The sequence below is a fragment of the Synechococcus sp. R65.1 genome, assembly GCF_047461755.1.
Lineage (GTDB): Bacteria > Cyanobacteriota > Cyanobacteriia > Thermostichales > Thermostichaceae > Thermostichus.
Map to the genome: position 1 here is coordinate 14,668 of NZ_JANSHU010000002.1, position 17,392 is coordinate 32,059.

Annotated in this window: 17 protein-coding genes; 8 read left to right on the top strand and 9 right to left on the bottom strand. The window is 60.2% G+C overall.

The genetic code is table 11. The annotated features are described in order from the left end of the window. Positions 1 to 844 (bottom strand): ribosome biogenesis GTPase YlqF (gene ylqF / locus NW814_RS01750; protein WP_414404975.1); only part of this gene is annotated, 844 nt, incomplete at its 3' end. Positions 845 to 987: 143 nt separating this feature from the next. On the opposite strand from ylqF, the gene NW814_RS01755 reads away from it, so the two are divergent. Together NW814_RS01755 and NW814_RS01760 are read left to right on the top strand one after the other, a co-directional pair. Further along, positions 988 to 1,473 carry a 2Fe-2S iron-sulfur cluster-binding protein gene (locus NW814_RS01755; protein ID WP_414404976.1) on the top strand — a complete coding sequence of 162 codons (486 nt, stop codon included), beginning with the start codon at positions 988 to 990 and terminating at the stop codon, positions 1,471 to 1,473. Positions 1,474 to 1,479: 6 nt separating this feature from the next. Then, positions 1,480 to 2,838 (top strand): FGGY-family carbohydrate kinase, encoded by a 1,359-nt coding sequence (locus tag NW814_RS01760; protein ID WP_414404977.1) that lies wholly within the window; start codon positions 1,480 to 1,482, stop codon positions 2,836 to 2,838. Between the two features lie 543 nt (positions 2,839 to 3,381). Here the strand turns inward: NW814_RS01760 and NW814_RS01765 are convergent. Together NW814_RS01765 and NW814_RS01770 are read right to left on the bottom strand one after the other, a co-directional pair. Next, positions 3,382 to 4,233 (bottom strand): Tab2/Atab2 family RNA-binding protein, encoded by an 852-nt coding sequence (locus NW814_RS01765; protein WP_414404978.1) that lies wholly within the window; start codon positions 4,231 to 4,233, stop codon positions 3,382 to 3,384. A gap of 17 nt (positions 4,234 to 4,250) precedes the next feature. Then, entirely contained in the window at positions 4,251 to 4,718 is a 468-nt protein-coding gene (locus NW814_RS01770) for a VOC family protein (RefSeq protein ID WP_414396234.1), read from the bottom strand. On the opposite strand from NW814_RS01770, the gene NW814_RS01775 reads away from it, so the two are divergent. From NW814_RS01775 to gcvT, 3 genes are read left to right on the top strand one after another with little or no spacing between them, the layout of a single operon-like run. Continuing rightward, a complete protein-coding gene (locus NW814_RS01775; protein WP_414396232.1) occupies positions 4,717 to 4,944 on the top strand; it encodes a hypothetical protein in 228 nt (75 codons plus the stop codon). The two genes, NW814_RS01770 and NW814_RS01775, sit on opposite strands and share 2 nt — an antisense overlap. Beyond that, positions 4,925 to 6,031: an energy transducer TonB gene (locus NW814_RS01780; protein WP_414404979.1), complete on the top strand. Its 1,107-nt coding sequence runs from the start codon at positions 4,925 to 4,927 to the stop codon at positions 6,029 to 6,031. The genes NW814_RS01775 and NW814_RS01780 overlap by 20 nt, the downstream gene beginning before the upstream one ends. 53 nt (positions 6,032 to 6,084) lie before the next feature. Further along, positions 6,085 to 7,218 (top strand): glycine cleavage system aminomethyltransferase GcvT, encoded by a 1,134-nt coding sequence (gcvT, locus tag NW814_RS01785; protein WP_414404980.1) that lies wholly within the window; start codon positions 6,085 to 6,087, stop codon positions 7,216 to 7,218. On the opposite strand, the gene NW814_RS01790 is transcribed toward gcvT, so the two are convergent. Beyond that, positions 7,215 to 8,171, bottom strand: a complete 957-nt coding sequence (locus NW814_RS01790; RefSeq protein WP_414404981.1) for a sigma-70 family RNA polymerase sigma factor — start codon at positions 8,169 to 8,171, stop codon at positions 7,215 to 7,217. The two genes, gcvT and NW814_RS01790, sit on opposite strands and share 4 nt — an antisense overlap. A gap of 630 nt (positions 8,172 to 8,801) precedes the next feature. Next, positions 8,802 to 10,154, bottom strand: coding sequence for a hypothetical protein (locus tag NW814_RS01795; protein ID WP_414404982.1), 1,353 nt, complete (start codon positions 10,152 to 10,154; stop codon positions 8,802 to 8,804). 232 nt (positions 10,155 to 10,386) lie between these two features. Between NW814_RS01795 and ccsB the strand changes: the two genes are divergently transcribed. The 3 genes from ccsB to tig all read left to right on the top strand — a co-directional run bounded on the left by ccsB (position 10,387) and on the right by tig (position 13,457). Beyond that, complete coding sequence (gene ccsB, locus NW814_RS01800) at positions 10,387 to 11,343, top strand: c-type cytochrome biogenesis protein CcsB (protein ID WP_414405062.1); 957 nt, start codon at positions 10,387 to 10,389, stop codon at positions 11,341 to 11,343. Positions 11,344 to 11,410: 67 nt separating this feature from the next. Then, positions 11,411 to 11,794 (top strand): LapA family protein, encoded by a 384-nt coding sequence (locus NW814_RS01805; RefSeq protein WP_414396221.1) that lies wholly within the window; start codon positions 11,411 to 11,413, stop codon positions 11,792 to 11,794. 58 nt (positions 11,795 to 11,852) lie between these two features. Beyond that, positions 11,853 to 13,457: a trigger factor gene (gene tig, locus NW814_RS01810; protein WP_414404983.1), complete on the top strand. Its 1,605-nt coding sequence runs from the start codon at positions 11,853 to 11,855 to the stop codon at positions 13,455 to 13,457. Positions 13,458 to 13,468: 11 nt separating this feature from the next. Here tig and NW814_RS01815 read toward each other — a convergent pair whose 3' ends face one another. From NW814_RS01815 to NW814_RS01830, 4 genes are all read right to left on the bottom strand, one after another. Next, positions 13,469 to 14,584 (bottom strand): extracellular solute-binding protein, encoded by a 1,116-nt coding sequence (locus NW814_RS01815; RefSeq protein WP_414404984.1) that lies wholly within the window; start codon positions 14,582 to 14,584, stop codon positions 13,469 to 13,471. Further along, the gene (locus NW814_RS01820) at positions 14,556 to 14,981 is read right to left on the bottom strand and encodes a resolvase (RefSeq protein ID WP_414404985.1); all 426 of its coding nucleotides are present in this window, start codon (positions 14,979 to 14,981) and stop codon (positions 14,556 to 14,558) included. The genes NW814_RS01815 and NW814_RS01820 overlap by 29 nt, the downstream gene beginning before the upstream one ends. A gap of 11 nt (positions 14,982 to 14,992) precedes the next feature. Beyond that, positions 14,993 to 16,372, bottom strand: coding sequence for a DUF3084 domain-containing protein (locus NW814_RS01825; RefSeq protein ID WP_414404986.1), 1,380 nt, complete (start codon positions 16,370 to 16,372; stop codon positions 14,993 to 14,995). An 81-nt stretch (positions 16,373 to 16,453) separates the two neighbouring features. Next, a partial coding sequence (locus NW814_RS01830; protein WP_414404987.1) for a pyruvate dehydrogenase complex E1 component subunit beta occupies positions 16,454 to 17,392 on the bottom strand: 939 nt, incomplete at its 5' end.

Sequence of the window (17,392 nt, forward strand, 5' to 3'; positions counted from 1 at the left end):
TGGGAGGAAGTTGCAAAGCTAGAGGCCCTAGCCACCCCTTGCGGTAGTCGTTGAGGATTTGCCTTGCCGCTCGCTCGGTATCGCCTTGGTAGCGCCGTTGGGCCAGCTCCTGGACTGCCACGCTGCCAGGGGGGATTGGATCGAGCCAGCCGTAGCGCTGTTGCAAAAGAGCTTGGGCCTGGGGCTGCACCTGCAGCAGTTGATCCACAAAGTAGGCCGCTACGCGCTCGGGGTCGTAGGCGGCAGCGCCAATGTCATCGCAGATGGCTAGCAGCGTGGCTGCCCGCTGATCCGGCAGCGAAGGCGGGAGGATGCCCGGCGAGTCCAGCAAATCCAACTCCCCCCCTAGCCGTACCCACTGCAGTTGCCGGGTTACCCCAGGGCGCGCAGCGCTCTCGACGGCTCGCCGTCCCAAAAGTCGATTCAGCAGGGCCGACTTGCCCACATTGGGAAAACCCACCACCACCGCCCGGACAGCCCGCGGCCGCATGCCCCGCCGCTGCCGCCGCTCGTTGACCGACTGCCCTAGCTGCAAAATAGCCTGCTTGAGGCGACTGACCCCTTGTCCCGATTGGCCGTTGGTGGGATAGACCGGGATCCCTTGCTGCGAGAAATACTCCTGCCAAGCTTTCAGATCCCTTGCCGCAATCGAGTCGGCTCGGTTAAGGGCCAAGAGGCGCGGCTTCTGCCCCAGCCACTTGTCCAGCTCGGGATGGCGGCTGGCCAGCGGGATACGCGCGTCCACCACTTCAATTGCCACATCCACCAGCCGCAGTTGTTCCCGCAACTGGCCAAGGGCCTTAGCTATGTGGCCAGGATACCACTGGATGGTCGGAGAGCTCATGCTGCCAAAACCCTGGCAAACACCAAGGGCGGGATCTACTCTAGCTTGTCCAGCTCGTCTTTCCCACCTGTAGGGCAAGCAACGGCTGGGATCCCTTGCCAAGACAAGCTAGCGTTAAGGAGTGTAACGGCGGAGAAGGGACGATGGTCAAGCGCGTGCGGTTGGATCCCATTGCTCAGGTGTCAGAGGTGGCCACCAACAACAACTTGCTCTCGGTGCTGCTGCAGGAAGAGCTGAATGTGTTGAAAGAGTGCGGCGGGCGCGGTCTCTGCGCCACCTGCCATGTGTACGTGAAAGAAGGGATGGAGTCGCTCTCGCCCATGACCCGCCGGGAGCAGCGCACCCTGGAGGTGATCACTAGCCGCAAGCCCAATTCCCGGCTTGCCTGCCAGGCGCGGGTTCTGGGAGAAGGGGTGGTGGTGGAATTGCCGGTGGGAATGTACGCCAATGCTCTCAAGGATATCGAGGTGCTCATTGGGCGGCGGGCCGAGCAGCCCATCTTGCACCCTATCACTGGTGCTGTGTTGGTGCAGGCAGGAAAGCTGATTACCCGTTCGGTGCTGGAGTCGGTGAAGAACCTCGATCTAGACATCCAAGAGGCTTTGGCCCGCAGCAGCCGAGATTTCTAGAGCTCTATGGGACCTGTATTTCTCGGGATCGACCTAGGCACGTCGGGAATGCGGGTGGTGGCCCTCTCGGAAGCGGGGGAGGTGGTGGGCAAAAGCGAGCGCTCCTGGGATCCCCCAGAAACCAACCCGGGCCGCTGGCTGCGCACCCTAAGAACCCTGTTGGGACACCTAAGGGGGCAACTGGGGGATCGCTACACCATTGTTGCCCTTAGTGCCTGCAGCACCTCGGGTACAGTGCTGCCGGTGGACGGTCGCGGCATGCCGCTGGATCAGGCCTGGCTGTATTCCGACCCGCGGGGCCGGGCTCAGGCCAAGCAGTTGGGGATCCCTGCCAGCTGGGGACTTAGCCGCTGGCTGTGGTGGGCAGAAGCCCATCCCGAGCGATACCGGGACAGCTACTTGGCCCATCCGGCGGACTTTCTCCTAAGCCAACTGGGAGGCCGCCGACGGGTAACCGATCACACCCATGCCTTGAAAAGTGGCTTTGACCTAGAAACCTACACCTGGCCGCGGGAGTGGCTATCTCGCCATGGCCTCGACCCCAAGCGTTTCCCTGAGGTGGTGGCGCCGGGAACGGTTTTGGGAACGGTGCGAGCTGAGTGGGAGCTGGGGCCAGAGGTGCTAATTGCCGCCGGGATCACCGATGGCTGCGCCGGACAACTGGCTGCAGGAGCTACTCGCTTGGGTCAAGTCTCCACCAGCCTGGGCACCACTCTTATCTTCAAGGCCAACAGTGCTGATCCCATACAAACCCCTAGCATCTACTCCCATCTGCACCCCGACCGAAACGGCTGGTGGCCGGGGGCAGCTTCCTCTTGTGGAGGTGGAGTTTTGCCCCACTTCTTCCCTGGCGGCAACTTGGCTGCCTTGGATCAGCAGGCGGAGGCCCATCTGCCCACTGGCTTGGTCAGCTATCCGCTCTGCCGACCTGGCGAGCGTTTTCCCATCCTAGATAGCGAATTTGCCGGCTTCTTGCCCCAGGCGGAAGTAGGATCCCCTCGCTTTTACGCCGCTCTCTTGGAAGGGGTGGCGATGGTGGAGCGGCTGGGACTGGAGACCTTGGCCGCCCATGGGATCCCCCTACTAGAAGGGAGCCCAATTTTGACCACCGGCGGGGGCTGCAAGAGTTCCCTCTGGCTCCGCCTGCGCGCCAGTATCCTTGCCCGTCCCTTGGCAGTGGTCAAACATCCCGACCCGGCTGTAGGAGCGGCCATCCTGGCAGCATCGGCCTATTGGTGCTGCTCAGTGCAGCAGGCTGCCGAGCGCTTGGTGCAGGTGGAACGTCTCATCCAGCCAGATCCAAACTGGGTCAAGGCCTATGCCGAGATCTACTCGGAATTTCGCAGCCGGTATTTCTCCCCCTGAGGGGGAACATTTTTACACACTCCCCGGGGATCTACCTCGGGGGGTTTCGTTTCCTATTTCCAGGAATCCCCCCGAAGGGAAGACCTCGGACATTAAGCGCGGCCCTCGCTTTGCTCAAGCCTTGTTTCCAGTTTCTGGGAGTCACCCCGGACGGGAGAACTTGCCAGTTTGAGATTAAGTGGCACGCTCCTGTCGCGTTTCCAAGTTTCTAGGGCTCCCCCAAAGGGGGAACTCGATTCCGAGGTGGGGCTACCACCTAGACGACGTGGATCATGTTTCCAATTTCTGGGAACCCCCCGAAGGGGGAACAGGACTCCACCCCCCTTAAAGCCAAGCAGGGCAAGGAATACAAGACCCATTTGTGAGGGGGTCGGTCGAAAAGAGCAGAAAGTAGCCTTGGAAAGGGGGGGTAAGAGGCCTGAAGGCCTCGTGGTGCAAGGAATCGAGCGGGTGAACGAAAAAATAGGCTTTTCCGGGACTTTCAAAGGCGCTCGCAAAGCTGGCGATACTATGCTTGCCCTGAAGGATTACGCAGGCTTCTCCTCAAAGTTGCATCAGCCAAAAGCCAGCGAACGACTGAGCCCTGAAATCGCTTTGGATGGCGAGGAAATGGATCCCTTGCGCTTGGCGTTGGCGTTGGGCAAAGCCCTCGGCCTCTGCTCGCAGCTTTTCGTCTTTGAGTTGTGCAAAGAGATAGCAATCGTTGAGGCCAGCCTCGAACAGCAGCCATCCCTCCGCCACAGTCAAGTAGGCAGGCTCCATGCCGCTCATCCAGGCTGCTATAGGAAGAGCCCGCTGCGAGGCGATCACCAAGCCGGGAATGATCGTGTCGGGCGCAAAAGCCTCCCAGTTTACTGGAAACAGCTCGCCAAATTCGATTGGCCAGGTCTCGGCTTCCCGCAGATCCCTAGCCCGCAGCGTCACGAACGCCCAGCGCTCTCCCTGCAACTTGTCCGGCAGGGGAATGGGATCCGGCGAATCCGGCTCCACGGGGGGTTCAGGGCTGTAGGTGAACTGAGTTTCCTGGGGGTAAACCTGCTCTGCCCGTTCCCGCATCCAGGCCTTAAGGGCATAGACGCGACGGCTGGGGAGCATGGGGATCCCGACGGCGTTGCAGGCCCGTTGCAGAATGGAGCTCATGCGGGCTCGGAACACCCGGATGGCCGAGGGGGGCTGGGGAGCCGCTTCCAGATAGCTGCGCAACTGTTGGGCCACCCAGGTGCTATTGACCTCTTGGTTGCTGCAGTACTTGGCCTGGCGAAACTGGCCGCCGGGATCGCACACCAAGAGCTCCCAAACTCGCCGATCCTGGGCATCCCGCAGCGGAACGGCGTTGAAGTCCATCTGCCAGATGGGGCCGCGCACAGGGCCAGAACGAGGGGGTTGAATGGCCAAGGCACTTCTCCCCTTTGCTACGCGCTGCTGGGAGAGGGGTTCGGAAGCTGTTGGCCTGCAATATCCCCGACCACGGCCCATTCCCGCTCCCCAAAAATGGCGGAAGGGTAGCGGTAGTACTTAAACTCCAGCAGGTTGTAGAAGGGATCCTGCAGAAAGAACGTGCCGTGCTCCAGGGGGGTGCCGACGAAGCGCCAGCGTGGCTCCTGATAAAAAGGCAATCCCCGCACCTGGGCCCGGTCGGCCAGGCTCTGCCACTCTGCTTGGGTGGGAAAGATCAGGCCGAAGTGGCGAGGGTAGATGCCCCGCTGGGGCCTCAGCTCTTCCTGGGTGAGGTGGGCCACCAGTTGATGGCCATAGAGGTTCAAGATGACGGAAACAGGCGTTTCCCGACCAATCTGGCAACCCAAGCCCTCGCCGTAGTAGGTCTTGGTCAAGGCAATGTCGGCAACCGGAAAGGCAAGATGAAAGCGGATGGGTTCCATGGGCTCTCCTGGCAAGCAGCCTGCTCAAGTCGGGATCCCTGCTCTTTATAAGGTAGGCGATTTTGTGCTGAAGGGTGGGATCCCTTCCCCAGCCGACTGTACGCCTTTGCGCAAGAAGCCCAGCCAGGGCGATGTTATAACATTTGAGCTGGAGAGCCAACTCAGTGTGGTGAGAGACTGGGGAGCGCAAAGAGGCAATCTTGGCCATGACCAGCACCTGGACTGAGCAGCGCCGCCGCGAGGAGGAAGCGCGCCATTTTTTTTGGATGGTGGCGCTGTCCCTGCTGCTGCATGGGTTGGCGCTGTTGGGCTTGCTCTCCTGGAGTCGGTTTTGGCCGTTTCGCCAGCAAGAACAAAAAGCCATTGAGTTTATCTTGCTGGAGCCAGAAGATCTCGAGCCGCCGGAAGAAGCAGAGCTGGTTTCAGAAGTGGATTCCCGCGATGGGGGCAAGCGGGTAGAAGCCTCTCCTTCGCAAGGCAGTCCACCCCAATCCCGCGCTGCTACCCGTCAGCAAGCCGCTCCGCCGCCTCCGCCTCAGCCCCAGCCGCCACGGCCGCAGCCGCCTGCCCCTGTACCGCCGCCTGCCCCAGCAGAAGTTGCCCTAGCCACTCCTAGACCTACCCCACCTCCTCCACAAACTCCAGTTCCAGCTCCTCCTCGGTCCAGGGCAACGCCAACGGCAGCGCCGCCTCCACCTACCGCAGCCCCCAAACCCACTCCCACTCAGACTCCGCCACCTGTGGCGGCCGCTCCTCCTGCTCCGCCCGCGCAGCCCAGAGAGCGGGCCTCGGATCTCAGCCAATTGCAACCCCTTGCGCCTGCTCCCCAGCCGCCGACAGAGGTTTCCCCTGCTGAGCGGTCCTCCGAGGCTTCTCAGTTGGGACCGCCCATCAGCGCTTCTGCGCCCAGCGATGGAGGCGGGATCCAGGGCAGAGGAGCCAGCGGCTTGGCCAACCCTACCCAGTCGGCTCCCAACCCTCCCAGTGTGGCGGCGCGGGCCAATGTGGATTGGGGCCCCTGGCTAGCAGCTTTGCAGCGCAAGGTGGAACAGAATTGGATCCCAGGCCAGACCGGCACTTCCCGCCGCACCGTGGTGATCTTCACGGTGGGTCGAGGTGGCGAGCTGCAGAGCATTCGCCTGGCCCGCACTTCCGGCAGCCAACAAACCGACGACGCGGCGCTGACGGCAATTCAGCGGGCAGCACCCTTTTTGCCCCTGCCTGAGGCCTATGAGGGCAACTCGGTGACGATCAACTTCACCTTCGACATCAACGTCTTGGGCCAGTTGACGGTGGACGGATCTGCCAACTAGACCCCTGAAGCAAGCTCCAAGAAAGGTACGAGGTTGGGTCTAAAGCTCCCTTCATGAGCCAAACGCCGCTGCAGTGCACCCCCCTGTTCCCCTTGCACCAAGCCTTGGGGGCGCGTTTTGTCTCCTTTGCCGGATGGGAAATGCCGCTGTACTACCAGGGTGTGGTGGCTGAGCATCGGGCGGTGCGGGAGCAGGCGGGGATATTCGACATCTCTCACATGGGCAAGTTCACCCTTTGGGGACCGGAGCTGGGATCCCACCTCAGCCGTCTCGTGCCCAGCGATCTCAGCACTGTGCGGGTGGGCTCTGCTCGCTACACGGTTTTGCTCAACCCCCTGGGGGGCATTGTGGACGACGTCATCTTCTACCGGCATCCACCGGAAGGAGAGCTGGAGCACTGGAGCCTGATCGTCAACGCGGCCACCTGCCAGAAAGACAGGGAGTGGCTGCAGCAGCAAGGGATCCCTGGCCTAGAACTTCAAGATCGCACGGCGTCCCACGTGTTGCTGGCCGTCCAGGGGCCGGCAGCGGAAGAGGTTTTGCAGCCTTTTCTAGAGGGATCCTTGAAAGCTTTACGCCGATTTCAACATGGGCAGTTTATCCCTAAAGCTCCTCAAAGGGAGAGCTCCGCAGAGGCAAGTGTCTTTGTGGCCCGCACCGGCTACACCGGCGAAGATGGCTTTGAGCTCCTGCTCAGTCCCTCAGACGGCCGCTGGCTCTGGGAGCAACTGGTGCAGGCAGGAGTCCAGCCCTGTGGCCTGGGCTGCCGCGATACGCTGCGGTTGGAGGCTGGCTTTTGCCTCTACGGGCAAGACATAGATGAGAGCACCACTCCCCTGGAAGCCGACCTGGGCTGGTTGGTCAACAACCCGGCAGAGTACCTAGGCAAGGCGGCGCTAGAAAACCAGCGGGCCGAGGGGATCCCTCGTCGTCTGGTGGGATTTCGCATGCTGGATCGAGCCATTCCCCGCAGCGGCTATGCCATCTATGCTCCCAACTCCTCTCAGCCGATTGGCCGGGTAACCAGCGGCACCCACTCTCCCACCTTGGGCTATGGCATTGGCCTGGGGTACGTGGATTCGACTTGGGCCGAGGTGGGATCCCGGCTGGAGATTGAGATTCGGGGCCAGCGCCGGCTTGCCGAGGTGGTGAAAAAGCCCTTTTACCGGAGGCAGGCCCCGGCCTAGTTGGAGGGATTGAGCCGTTTGCCAGTCTTGGGGGTGGAGTATTCCTGCTGCAGCCGCCGCAATTTCCGCAGGGCCCGCCGCTCAATTTGCCGCACCCGCTCCCGCGACAGGCCAATGTGCTCCCCAATCTCGCGCAGCGTCATCCTCTTGGCTCCATCTAGGCCGTAGCGGGCTACGATGACCTGCTGCTCGCGTTCGCTCAGTTGCCTCACAAGGGCGCGGACTTCCTCCCAACGGGCAATCCGAGTGAGATGCTCGACCGGATCGTTGTCTTCGTCGGGGATAAAGTGCTGCAGCTCCGTGCCGTCCTCATCGCCCACACTCACGTTGAGGGAACAGATCTCGGCCATGTGGCGGGTGATCAGCTCGCGGTAGTTGTCGCCAATATCCAGCGAATCGAAAACTTCTTCGGCTGCAGGTCGGGATCCCTTCTGAGCGGATAGCTCGCGGTAGCGCCGCTTCACCTGGGAGACCTTCTCGTACATGTGGGCAGGCAGACGAATGAGGCGCCCTTTGTTTTGGATGCCGCGGTTTACGCTCTGCCGGATCCACCAGGTAGCGTAGGTGGAGAACTTGTACCCTCGCGTGGGATCAAACTTTTCCACGGCGCGGGTGAGGCCAATGGTGCCCTCTTGGATGAGATCCAAAAACGGCAAGCCGCGGTTGCGGTAGCGCTTAGCAATCGATACCACTAGGCGTAGGTTGCACTCCACCATGCGCCTTTTGGCCGCTTCCCCCTCCTGTAGGATCCGCTGCAGCTCTTCCACGGGGATCCCCACCCGTCGGCTCCAGTCCTCGAGCGACTCATCCTGCCGCCGCTGTTCCAGGAGGGCCATCATTCGCTGTACCTGGTAGGCCAGGCGAAGCTCCTCTTCAGGGCTGAGCAACGAGTAGCGACCAATGATTTTCAAGAAACGGCCTACTGCATCTTGCAGGTCAAGACTTTCCGACATATCCAACCCCACACCCTAAACTACGCCCTGTCCGGGCTTTCGCCTCTCCTGTTGCTTTAGGCCTTTCCCCTAGCAGGAGAAGTTGACCGCTCTGCAAGCAGCATCTCCTTCATACCAGAAGGGCAGACTTTCTGTAAAGGTTTTGGCACTCCAAAATTTGAACTTCTGGTAAACGCCTAGTCCAGAAAACTTACTGAGCCTGTCTCGCCTGGCTCTACATAAAGTGTTTTCGAACTAATCTTTTGGACGCGCAACTCTACCAGTAGATGTTGCGAAAGATAAACCAACTTCTCTAGCCAAGAGAAAAGCTCATAGAAATAAATGGGAAAAAATAGCTTATATCGGATACTTCCTGAGGGCCAGATTCCTTCGGGCTAAGACAAAAAGTCCAGAAAAATGCTTGAGGATATCTGTATGGGCACGGACATTTGATTGCAGCGATCCGGCACCTGCTTCCGACAGCAGCTAGCCTTAGGGGCTTGCTCAGCAAAATCCTGAAAAAGGCCAGCAGCTACCTCGAGCTTTCAAGTAGCCTCAACCTGAAACCAGCCAAAGCTGGCTCCAGGAAAAGCCATGACTGCGCTATCCCAAGTTTAGAGTATACCGAGGATTCAGGCACTAGATATGGGGTCAGCCCTCAGAGCTGAGCTCCCGCCGCAGCTTATTGCCTGAGTAAGGGCTGCGCAGCCCAGGTGGGAAAAGTCGCAGTCCCTGGGGCCGCACCTGCCGCTCCGCCAACGGAATGGGTGTCAGCCGCGGCAAAGGGGTAGCCTCTGGCTGAGATCTGGGCGTGGGTGTTGGGGTCGGTGTGGGCCTGGGCGTTGGCTTAGCCGTGGTCTCTGCTGGAGACGGAGGGGTAGGCTCGGCCGGAATTGCTTCTGGCGTCGGACGACGGCGCGGCGCGGGCGTAGGTGGCGACTCTGGTGTAGGTGTGGGTGCCAGCGGTGGAGTTGGGGTCAGCGTAGGGGTAGGGGTGGGTGTCGGAGTAGGAGTGGGAGTGGGAGTAGGTGTCGGAGTCAGAGTGGGCGTCAGAGTCGAAGTGGGAGTCGGTGTTGGACTTAGAGTGGGAGTGGGTGTTGGAGTCGGGGCGGGCGTGGGTGTCGGAGTAGGGGTAGGCGTCGGAGTCGGGGTGGGCTGGGGCTGTACCATAGCCAGGGCCTCTTCCGCTTTCAGCTCTCCTCGGATCAGCTTGGAGAGGGTATCTTGGCCCCCGGGGGTGTAGGTGATCTCGCGGGCGGCGCTGTTCAACACATTGCGGATGGGATCCCCTTTGCTGTCAACCAGCTCCACTACCATCACGTTGCGGCCAGGCTTCCAGCCCTTCAGGTAAAAAGACTCCCAGCGATCCAGCAGGCCAGACTGACCGTTGAGAGTGTAGCGGATGCGCCAGTCACGGGGTAGGTCAGCCAGCAAGCTCTCCCGCACGGGGGCATTGGCAAGCCAAAAATCGACCAGGATTGGCTCAGCTCCGTAGCTGCCGCTGGGAGAGCTGTAGGTGAGAAGAGGCAACTGCGGCTGCGGCACGTATTCTGGCGTGGGAGCTAGCACATGGAAGCTGACTTGGGCGTAGGCTTCGGAGTTTTTAAAGCTCTCGTGCCAGGGCTTGACGGCAAACACCCGCAGCGTATGGGATCCCGGTTCCAAATCCTCAAAAACAAGAGGGGCATCAGCGTCGTAGTGAGAAATGTAAGGCTGGTTGTCCAGAACCACATGCAAATGGGGACCAAGACCCAGTTGCGGATCCTTAAAAATCGGGTACCCTCGTACTGCAAAGCGAACCGTGACCTGGCGCTCTGGCAAGATCTCGCCAGGTTGTGGGCTGAGGATCTGCACCTGCGGGCGATAGTGCTGCAAGTAGGCATCCAGCTTGGCAATTTCTGTTGGCGTTGGCACCCGCTCGAGCTGAGGTGGTTGGTGCTCCTGGGGTTGCTTGGGCGCAGATCCCCCACAGCCAACCAGCACCAAAGCTGCCAACAGCACCATCCACCATCTCAATCCCCATGCCTTCAAGCTGGCACTTCCCGCGTGTTCTTGCATGAGCCTCCCATTCCAACACTTGCCAAGCCGCAGACAAGCCATCCTCACATTACCAGGATGTGTCCTTTGGGGAGGATCCCTTCCCCGCCCTAGAATGGGATCGGCAGGCTTGGTCCTGTCCGGAAAAGCTTTGGGGTCATCTATGAGTTGCTTGGCAGCGACGATAGCGCTCGCGGGCTTGGATCTCACTCAGTGGCAAGCTCTCCTCAACACCCTGGCCTTTGCCATTTGTCTGGGGGCCATGCTCTTTTACTGGGGTGGGGCAGCTTTTCCCCAAGTGCCCCTTTTGGCCGAACTGGGTTTGGCGGGGATGGTGGGGGCCAACTTGACAATAGCTGCTCTGTTGACGGCCCGCTGGATCGATGCCGGCTACTTCCCTTTGAGCAATTTGTACGAGTCTTTGTTTTTCTTGGCCTGGGGGATCACCGCCTTGCACCTAGTGGCTCTCCAGTGGACTCGCCGCCGTTGGGTGGGAGTGATGACTGCCCCATTAGCGACAGGCATTGTTGCCTTTGCCGCCTTGGCCTTGCCGGAGGATATGCAGGCAGCCCAGCCGCTGGTGCCAGCTCTGCAGTCCAACTGGCTGATGATGCATGTCAGCGTCATGCTGTTGGCCTACGCAGCCCTCTTGGTGGGCTCCCTGTTGGCCATGGCCTTTCTCATCCTCACCCGTGGCCAGGAGGTACAGCTCAAGGGCAACTCCCTTGGCCTGCAATTTCGCCCGTCCCAAGCTGCAGTCCAGCCGGAGCTGATAGCCCGTGCCAGGACTGAACTTCCTCCCCAGCCGACTCCAGAAGGGATCCCTCGGCAACAACTGAGCCTGGCCGAGATCTTGGACAACACCAGCTACCGCTTCATCGGGCTGGGCTTTCCGCTACTTACCATTGGCATTATTGCCGGGGCCGTCTGGGCCAACGAGGCCTGGGGTACCTACTGGAGCTGGGATCCCAAGGAAACCTGGGCCTTGATTACCTGGTTGGTTTTTGCTGCCTATCTACACGCCCGCATCACCAAGGGCTGGCAGGGCAGGCGTCCTGCGCTTCTAGCCAGCTTGGGTTTTGGGGTGGTTTGGGTTTGTTACCTGGGAGTGAACTTTTTGGGCAAAGGCTTACACAGCTACGGCTGGTTCTTTTAGGTCCGCCGCCCCATTGACTCTGGTGCTGGCAAGTCGTCGTGGATACCTTTGATTTGAGGAAAACGGCATGCGTCTGTTTAACTACCTAATCTTTTTCTCGGCCCTCCTGGGTGTGGCCCTCTTTGCCATGCAAAACGCCAATCCGGTAACGATTACCTTTGCCCCTGGCGTCAGCATCGAGAGCCCGCTAGTGATTGAGCTTTTGGCTTCTGCTGGGATTGGCGCTGCCTTGGCCTGGATCTATGGCCTCTGGATGCGGCTGCAATTTAGCCTCGAAGCCCGCGAGAAAAATCGGCAACTGCAAGAGAAGGAAGTGGCCATCAGCGAGCTGAAGGAAATGGTGGTGGAGCTGGAGGCAAAAGTTAAGCAACTGCCCCCCAGCAAACGAGCTGAGCCTCAGGAAGACCTCCAAGAGGTTAAGGAAGTGACCACCGAGGGATCCCCTGCCTAGGTTTTCCATTGGTCTTTGCGGTACAATTGAGCCTCTATTTGCCTTTGCACTAGCACCTATGCAGGTTACTCAAGAAAAGCGCCCTGGTAGCCGGCTTGGCTTCAAGATCGTGGTGGAAGCTGACCGGGTTAAGCGCTCCTACGAAAAAACCCTGCGCCAACTGGAGCGGAACATCCAGATCCCGGGGTTTCGCAAGGGCAAGGCCCCTCGCAACCTGGTAGTGCGCCAGGTGGGCCGCGAGAGGGTTATTGCCAGTGCTATCGACGACCTAATCCAGGAGGCTATCCAGGAGGTTCTCCAGGAGGCTCAAGTCACCCCCATCGGCCAGTTTGAGCTGGATGAAGAGGTGAAGCAGCTTCTGGAGCGCTTTAACCCAGAAGCCGAGTTCAGCTTCTCAGGGTATGTGGAAGTGTACCCTGAGGCTCGCGTTGGTCAGTACAAAGGGCTGACGGTTACGGCAACCCGGGTTGACGTCAAGCCTGAGGAAGTCGACCGCCTCATCGAAAAGCTGCGAGATCAGCGGGCTACCCTCTTGCCTGTGGAGGATCGGCCTGCCCAGTTGGGGGACGTGGTGGTGCTGGATTTCCAAGCCCGCGACGCCGAGGGCAGTCTCCTTGAGGAGCTCGCCGCTCAAGACTTGCAACTGGAGCTGAAAGAGGAAAACTTCATTCCCGGCTTTGTAGCAGGCGTTGTGGGCATGCAGCTCGACGAGACTAAGGAGATCACTGCCACCCTGCCCGAGGATTACTTTAGAAAAGAGCTGGCTGGGAAAACGGTTACCTTTACCGTCTGCCTCAAGGAGATCAAAACCAAAGAGCTGCCGGAGCTGGACGATGCCTTTGTCCAGGAAGTCAGCAACTTCCAGACGGTGGCGGAGCTGCGGGAACACCTGCAAAAGCGCCTTGAGCAAGATGCCCTAAGACAATCCGAAGAAAACCTTGAAACGGCCATCCTCAACGCCATTTTGGCAACCACCGAGGTGGATCTGCCTGAGAGCCTTGTTGAGCAAGAGATAACGCAGCTGCTAGCTCAAGACCTGCAGTCGCTGCAGCAGCAAGCAAGGGTTGCCCCGGGAGAAATCCGCAAGCTCCTGGGTCAACTGCCACCTGAGACTCTCAACCAATTGAGGGAGCGCCACCGAGCTGAGGCCATCGACCGGCTGCGCCGCGCCTTTGCTCTCAGCGCCATCGTCCGGCAGGAGCAAATTGCCGTCGGCCCCACTGAATTGGAAGTGGAAATGGAAGCGGTGATGAAGGCCTACGCTCAGCAGGGCCAAAAGCTGGATCGGGAGCGGACACGCCAGGTCATTTACGAAAATTTGCTTACTCGTAAGGTGATGGCCTGGTTGAAGTCTCAAACCACGGTCAACTGGGTCGATAGCGAGGGCAATCCCACCGAGGCACCCCCCCTTCCCGTCGGGGCTAAAGGCGAAGACTTCGAAGAAAAGGCTGGGTCGGTACTGGCAGCAGCAAGCCTTGAGGCTTCTACAGCCCCAGCTGAGGCTGTGGCAGAACCCCCTTCAGGAGTAGCCACAGAAACCGCCACAGTTGCCGCTCCAGAGTCGGAACCAGCCTCTGCCTCTGGGGAGAGCTTAGATCGAGAAGCCAAATCAGCCGCCCAGGACAAGCCCAAGTCGGGTAGAAAGGGCAAAAAGGTCAAGTAAAAGCGGTCAAGCTACAGGAGGCCGCGCCGCATCTGATCCCAGAGGCGGAGGTAGGACTCGGCTTCGGCCAGGCTCAAGGGCCGCCAGATCTCGGCCCGTTCCCAGGTGGAGGGGTGGAAGTCGGGCCGGCGGCGCAGCCGCAGGGAAAGTTGGTTCAAGTCCAGCGGTAACACTGAAGGGATCCCGCTTAAATTGACGAGGCGAGGGGCAAACTCGGGATTTAAGACAAAGTCAATCCAGTTGACCAGCAGGGATGGCAGCTCCGCCTGCAGCTCTTCAGGGAGAGGCTGGGCAGCCCGAGGCCGCACCCAGACATCCCACCAGACAGCAGATCCCGAGGCCGGGATCACCACCTCCAACTCGGGGTAGTTGGCCTGAGTGGCGTAGAGATCTTGCGACCAGCCCACAGCTACCCAGCTATCGGCCAGGCGCAACATGGGCAAGTAGTCAGCGGAGGTATAGGCCAAAACTTGACGGTGCAGGGATCCCAGCTCCCGTCGCAACTCGGTTTCTTCCGGATCGAGGGGATCGTTGTAGGAGCGGCCCATCTTTTTTAGGGTCAGCCCAATCACTTCGCGTGGGTGATCCGGCAGCGTGATCTTGCCAGCCAACTCAGGCCGCCACAGGTCGGCCCAGTCCTGGAGGGGTTTGCTGACCCGGTCCCGGCGGTAGGCAATGGCCGTCACCCCCCAGCGCCAGGGCACACCCCAGATCTGCCCCTCCCGCAGGGCTGCTGCTTGCCAACGGGGATGCAACTGCTGCCAGCGTTCTCCCAAGAGACTGCGCGGCAAGGGATCCAGCCAGCCGGCAGCCAGAGCCCAATCCAAAGCGTCGGCCCCCAGCAGGCTGAGAGCTGGCACCGGCAGTCGTTGGCTAAAAGGCCCCCAGGAGGGCTGGGGTGGCTGAAGGCTTTGGCGCAGGTAAGCCAACAACTGGCTTCGCTCATCCACCAGCTGCAACCGAAAGCGGGCCCGAGTGCGACGGCGAAACTCGCTGACTAAGCTCTGAGGGATCCCCGGCTTGAGGGCGAGGATGAGGGGCAAATGGGCCCTGGGCCCGCCACAGCCGGCCACCGCTAGCCCGGCTAGGAGGAGGAATTCACGTCGGCTTAGCTGTCTCTTGCCCACGCCAGTACCGCTCCACCAGAATCAAGGCCACCAGATCATCGTAGGCCCTCTCCGGCAGCCGCAGCCCTTTGGGCAGTAGGCGCTGCCACCACCGCGGCCGGTAAACCTCCCAGTAGCGCCGCCGGGCTTCTTCCGAGCTGTGGCGTTCGTCCACCAGGACAATCTGGTGCGGCGGAAGAAGCAGCTCCAGTTGAGACTTCCACTGCCGCGCCGTCGTTTGATCCCCCAGGATGAGCCGCTCTGCTCCAAACTGCTGCCAGAGAGCCCCCAACCTGGGCAGGGCCTCTTGGGCAGGAACCACCTCCCGGTGCAAAACTTGCCAGGCTGGCTGGGTTTGCACAACCGCAAGGCCGCACTTGTCCCGCCCTGGATCAAAACCCACTAATACCCGCTCCATCTCCTTGACCCTCACCCCTCCCTGCGCCCTCTTAGCTGAGCGGGAGCAGAGCCGTATTGGCTGGAGGCTTGCGCCATGAGAAAACTCACCCGCAGCGGCCCTGCCGTGTAGATGTCGGCATCAGCCACCAGCTTCACATCCAGAGGGGTGGTGCTTTGGCGCAGCTGCTGCACCACTTCCAAAAACTTGACCTGGGAGAACTCTCCGACAGTGCCAGTGATGGGATCTGCAAGGAGACCTTTTTCTTGGGAGCGCTGGTTGGCCTCGTTTAGCAGCTCCAGCAGCCGCTGCTGGATTTCACTTTCGCTGAGGCCCGGCTGGATCACTCCTTGGGCCAGCACCGACCCCTTGGCGAAGAGGCGCTGGTTGGGGTAAATCTGAACCACCACAGGCACAGGCTCACCCTTGAGCCGGTTGGTGAGAGAGAGGATGCGCACCGCCCAGCTGCCGGCTTCTTGTAGCTTTTTCAAAGCTCGATCCGCATCCTCGCGGCGGATGAGAATGGCGTTTTCTAGAGGAGGTATAGGCTGGGATCCCAGCGCCAGCGCCCGCTGTTCTGCCTGCGCCAACAGTTGCTCAAACTGCTGCCGGACTGTCTCTGGCTTTGCCCCGGCAGGGGTCTGAACTACCCCTGTAGCTAAGACTTCGCCTGCCAAGATGGCAAGCTCGCCCCGCCGCAGCCGCACTGCCAACTGGCTGAGCTGGGCAATTTCCCCCTCGAGCTGGTTTTTCTGGGTCTCCAGTTGGTTTAGGGCTGCCTGCGCCGCCTCCAGGGAGCGCTCCAGTTGATCCCGATCCAACTGCAAGGTCTGCTTTTGGGACTTTAGGGTGGCGATGGTTTGCTGCGCCGATTCCACCTCCCTCTTGACCGCCGCCAGCTCTACTTGGGCCTGCTCCAGCTTAGGCTGCACCTGGGCCAGCTGCTCTTGGGTTGCTGCCAGCTTGGCTTCGGCCTCCTGCCGGGCCTGCAGGGCTGCGGCCAGTTGATCCTGAACTTCACTCAGGCGGGTTTGGGCTGCCGACTGCTGGCTGCGAAATCGATCCAGATCTAGCCGCAGGCGATCCCGCTCGGCCCTGAGGGCAGCATTCTCGGTCTCCAGCCAAGCTTTTTGGCGATTGAGGGCCTGCAGCTCTTGCCTAGCCCGAGCAATTTGGTTGGTGTAGCTAAAAAGGGCTTCTGACAGCGAGCGGTTTAGAAGCAGCAGCGTGCCCAGGGTCAGGGCTGAGATGCTCACCCCCGTAATCACGGCTACCAAAATGGCTGTGTGGCGAGGGCGGAGGTTAAACCAGGTTAGGCGCTTTTTGCCAATGCGATACCCCACCCGATCCCCAACCACGGCAATCAGGCCACTGACAAACAGCATGTAGAGGATCAGCAGTACGCCCTGCATATCCCGGGATCCCTGCCACGGAAATCTTAGCAAGGCCACCCAGAGGACTTGAGAAATTTTTGGCGCTATTTAGCAAGCGTTTTAAGCGTAGAGGAGCCGCTCCACAGCTGCCACAATATCTTCTGGCTGCACGATGGTGGCTGCTTCCAAGGTGCCGTTGTAAGGAGTGGGAATGTCTTGGGAAGCCAGGCGCACCACTGGCGCATCCAGCTCGTCGAAGAGTTCTTCCATGATACGCGCAGTCAGCTCTGCCCCAATGCCGCCAGTTTTTACATCTTCCTCCACAATGACCACTCGGTGCGTTTTGCGCACCGAAGCTGCAATGGTCTCCATATCCAGCGGCTTGAGGGAGATCAAATCAATCACCTCAGGATCAATCTCCTGCGCTACCAGGGTATCCACAGCCTTGAGCACGTGGTAGCGCATACGGGAGTAGGTGAGGAGGGTAACGTCGGATCCAGAGCGGACAACTTCCGCCTTATTCAAGGGCAAAAGGTACTCCTCCTCTGGCACCTCTCCCTTCACGTTGTAGAGAAGAACATGTTCGAAGAAGAGGACGGGGTTGTCGTCGCGGATGGCCGACTTGAGCAGACCTTTGGCGTTGTAGGGAGTGGAACAGGCAACGATCTTCAGCCCCGGCACCGCTTGAAAGTAGGCCTCCAGCCGCTGCGAGTGCTCGGCCCCCAACTGCCGGCCCACGCCGCCAGGTCCGCGGATGACAATCGGGACCTTGAAGTTGCCGCCGGACATGTAGCGCAGCATGCCGGCATTGTTGGCAATCTGGTTAAAAGCCAGCAGCAGAAAACCCATGTTCATCCCTTCCACCACGGGGCGCAAGCCGGTTATCGCTGCCCCAATGGCAAGGCCGGTGAAGCTGTTTTCGCAAATGGGGGTGTCCAGGAGGCGCATCTCCCCGTACTTGCGGTAGAGGTCTTTGGTCACTTTGTAGGAGCCGCCGTAGTGGCCTACATCTTCTCCCAAAACAAACACGTTGGGATCCCGGGCCATTTCTTCGTCAAG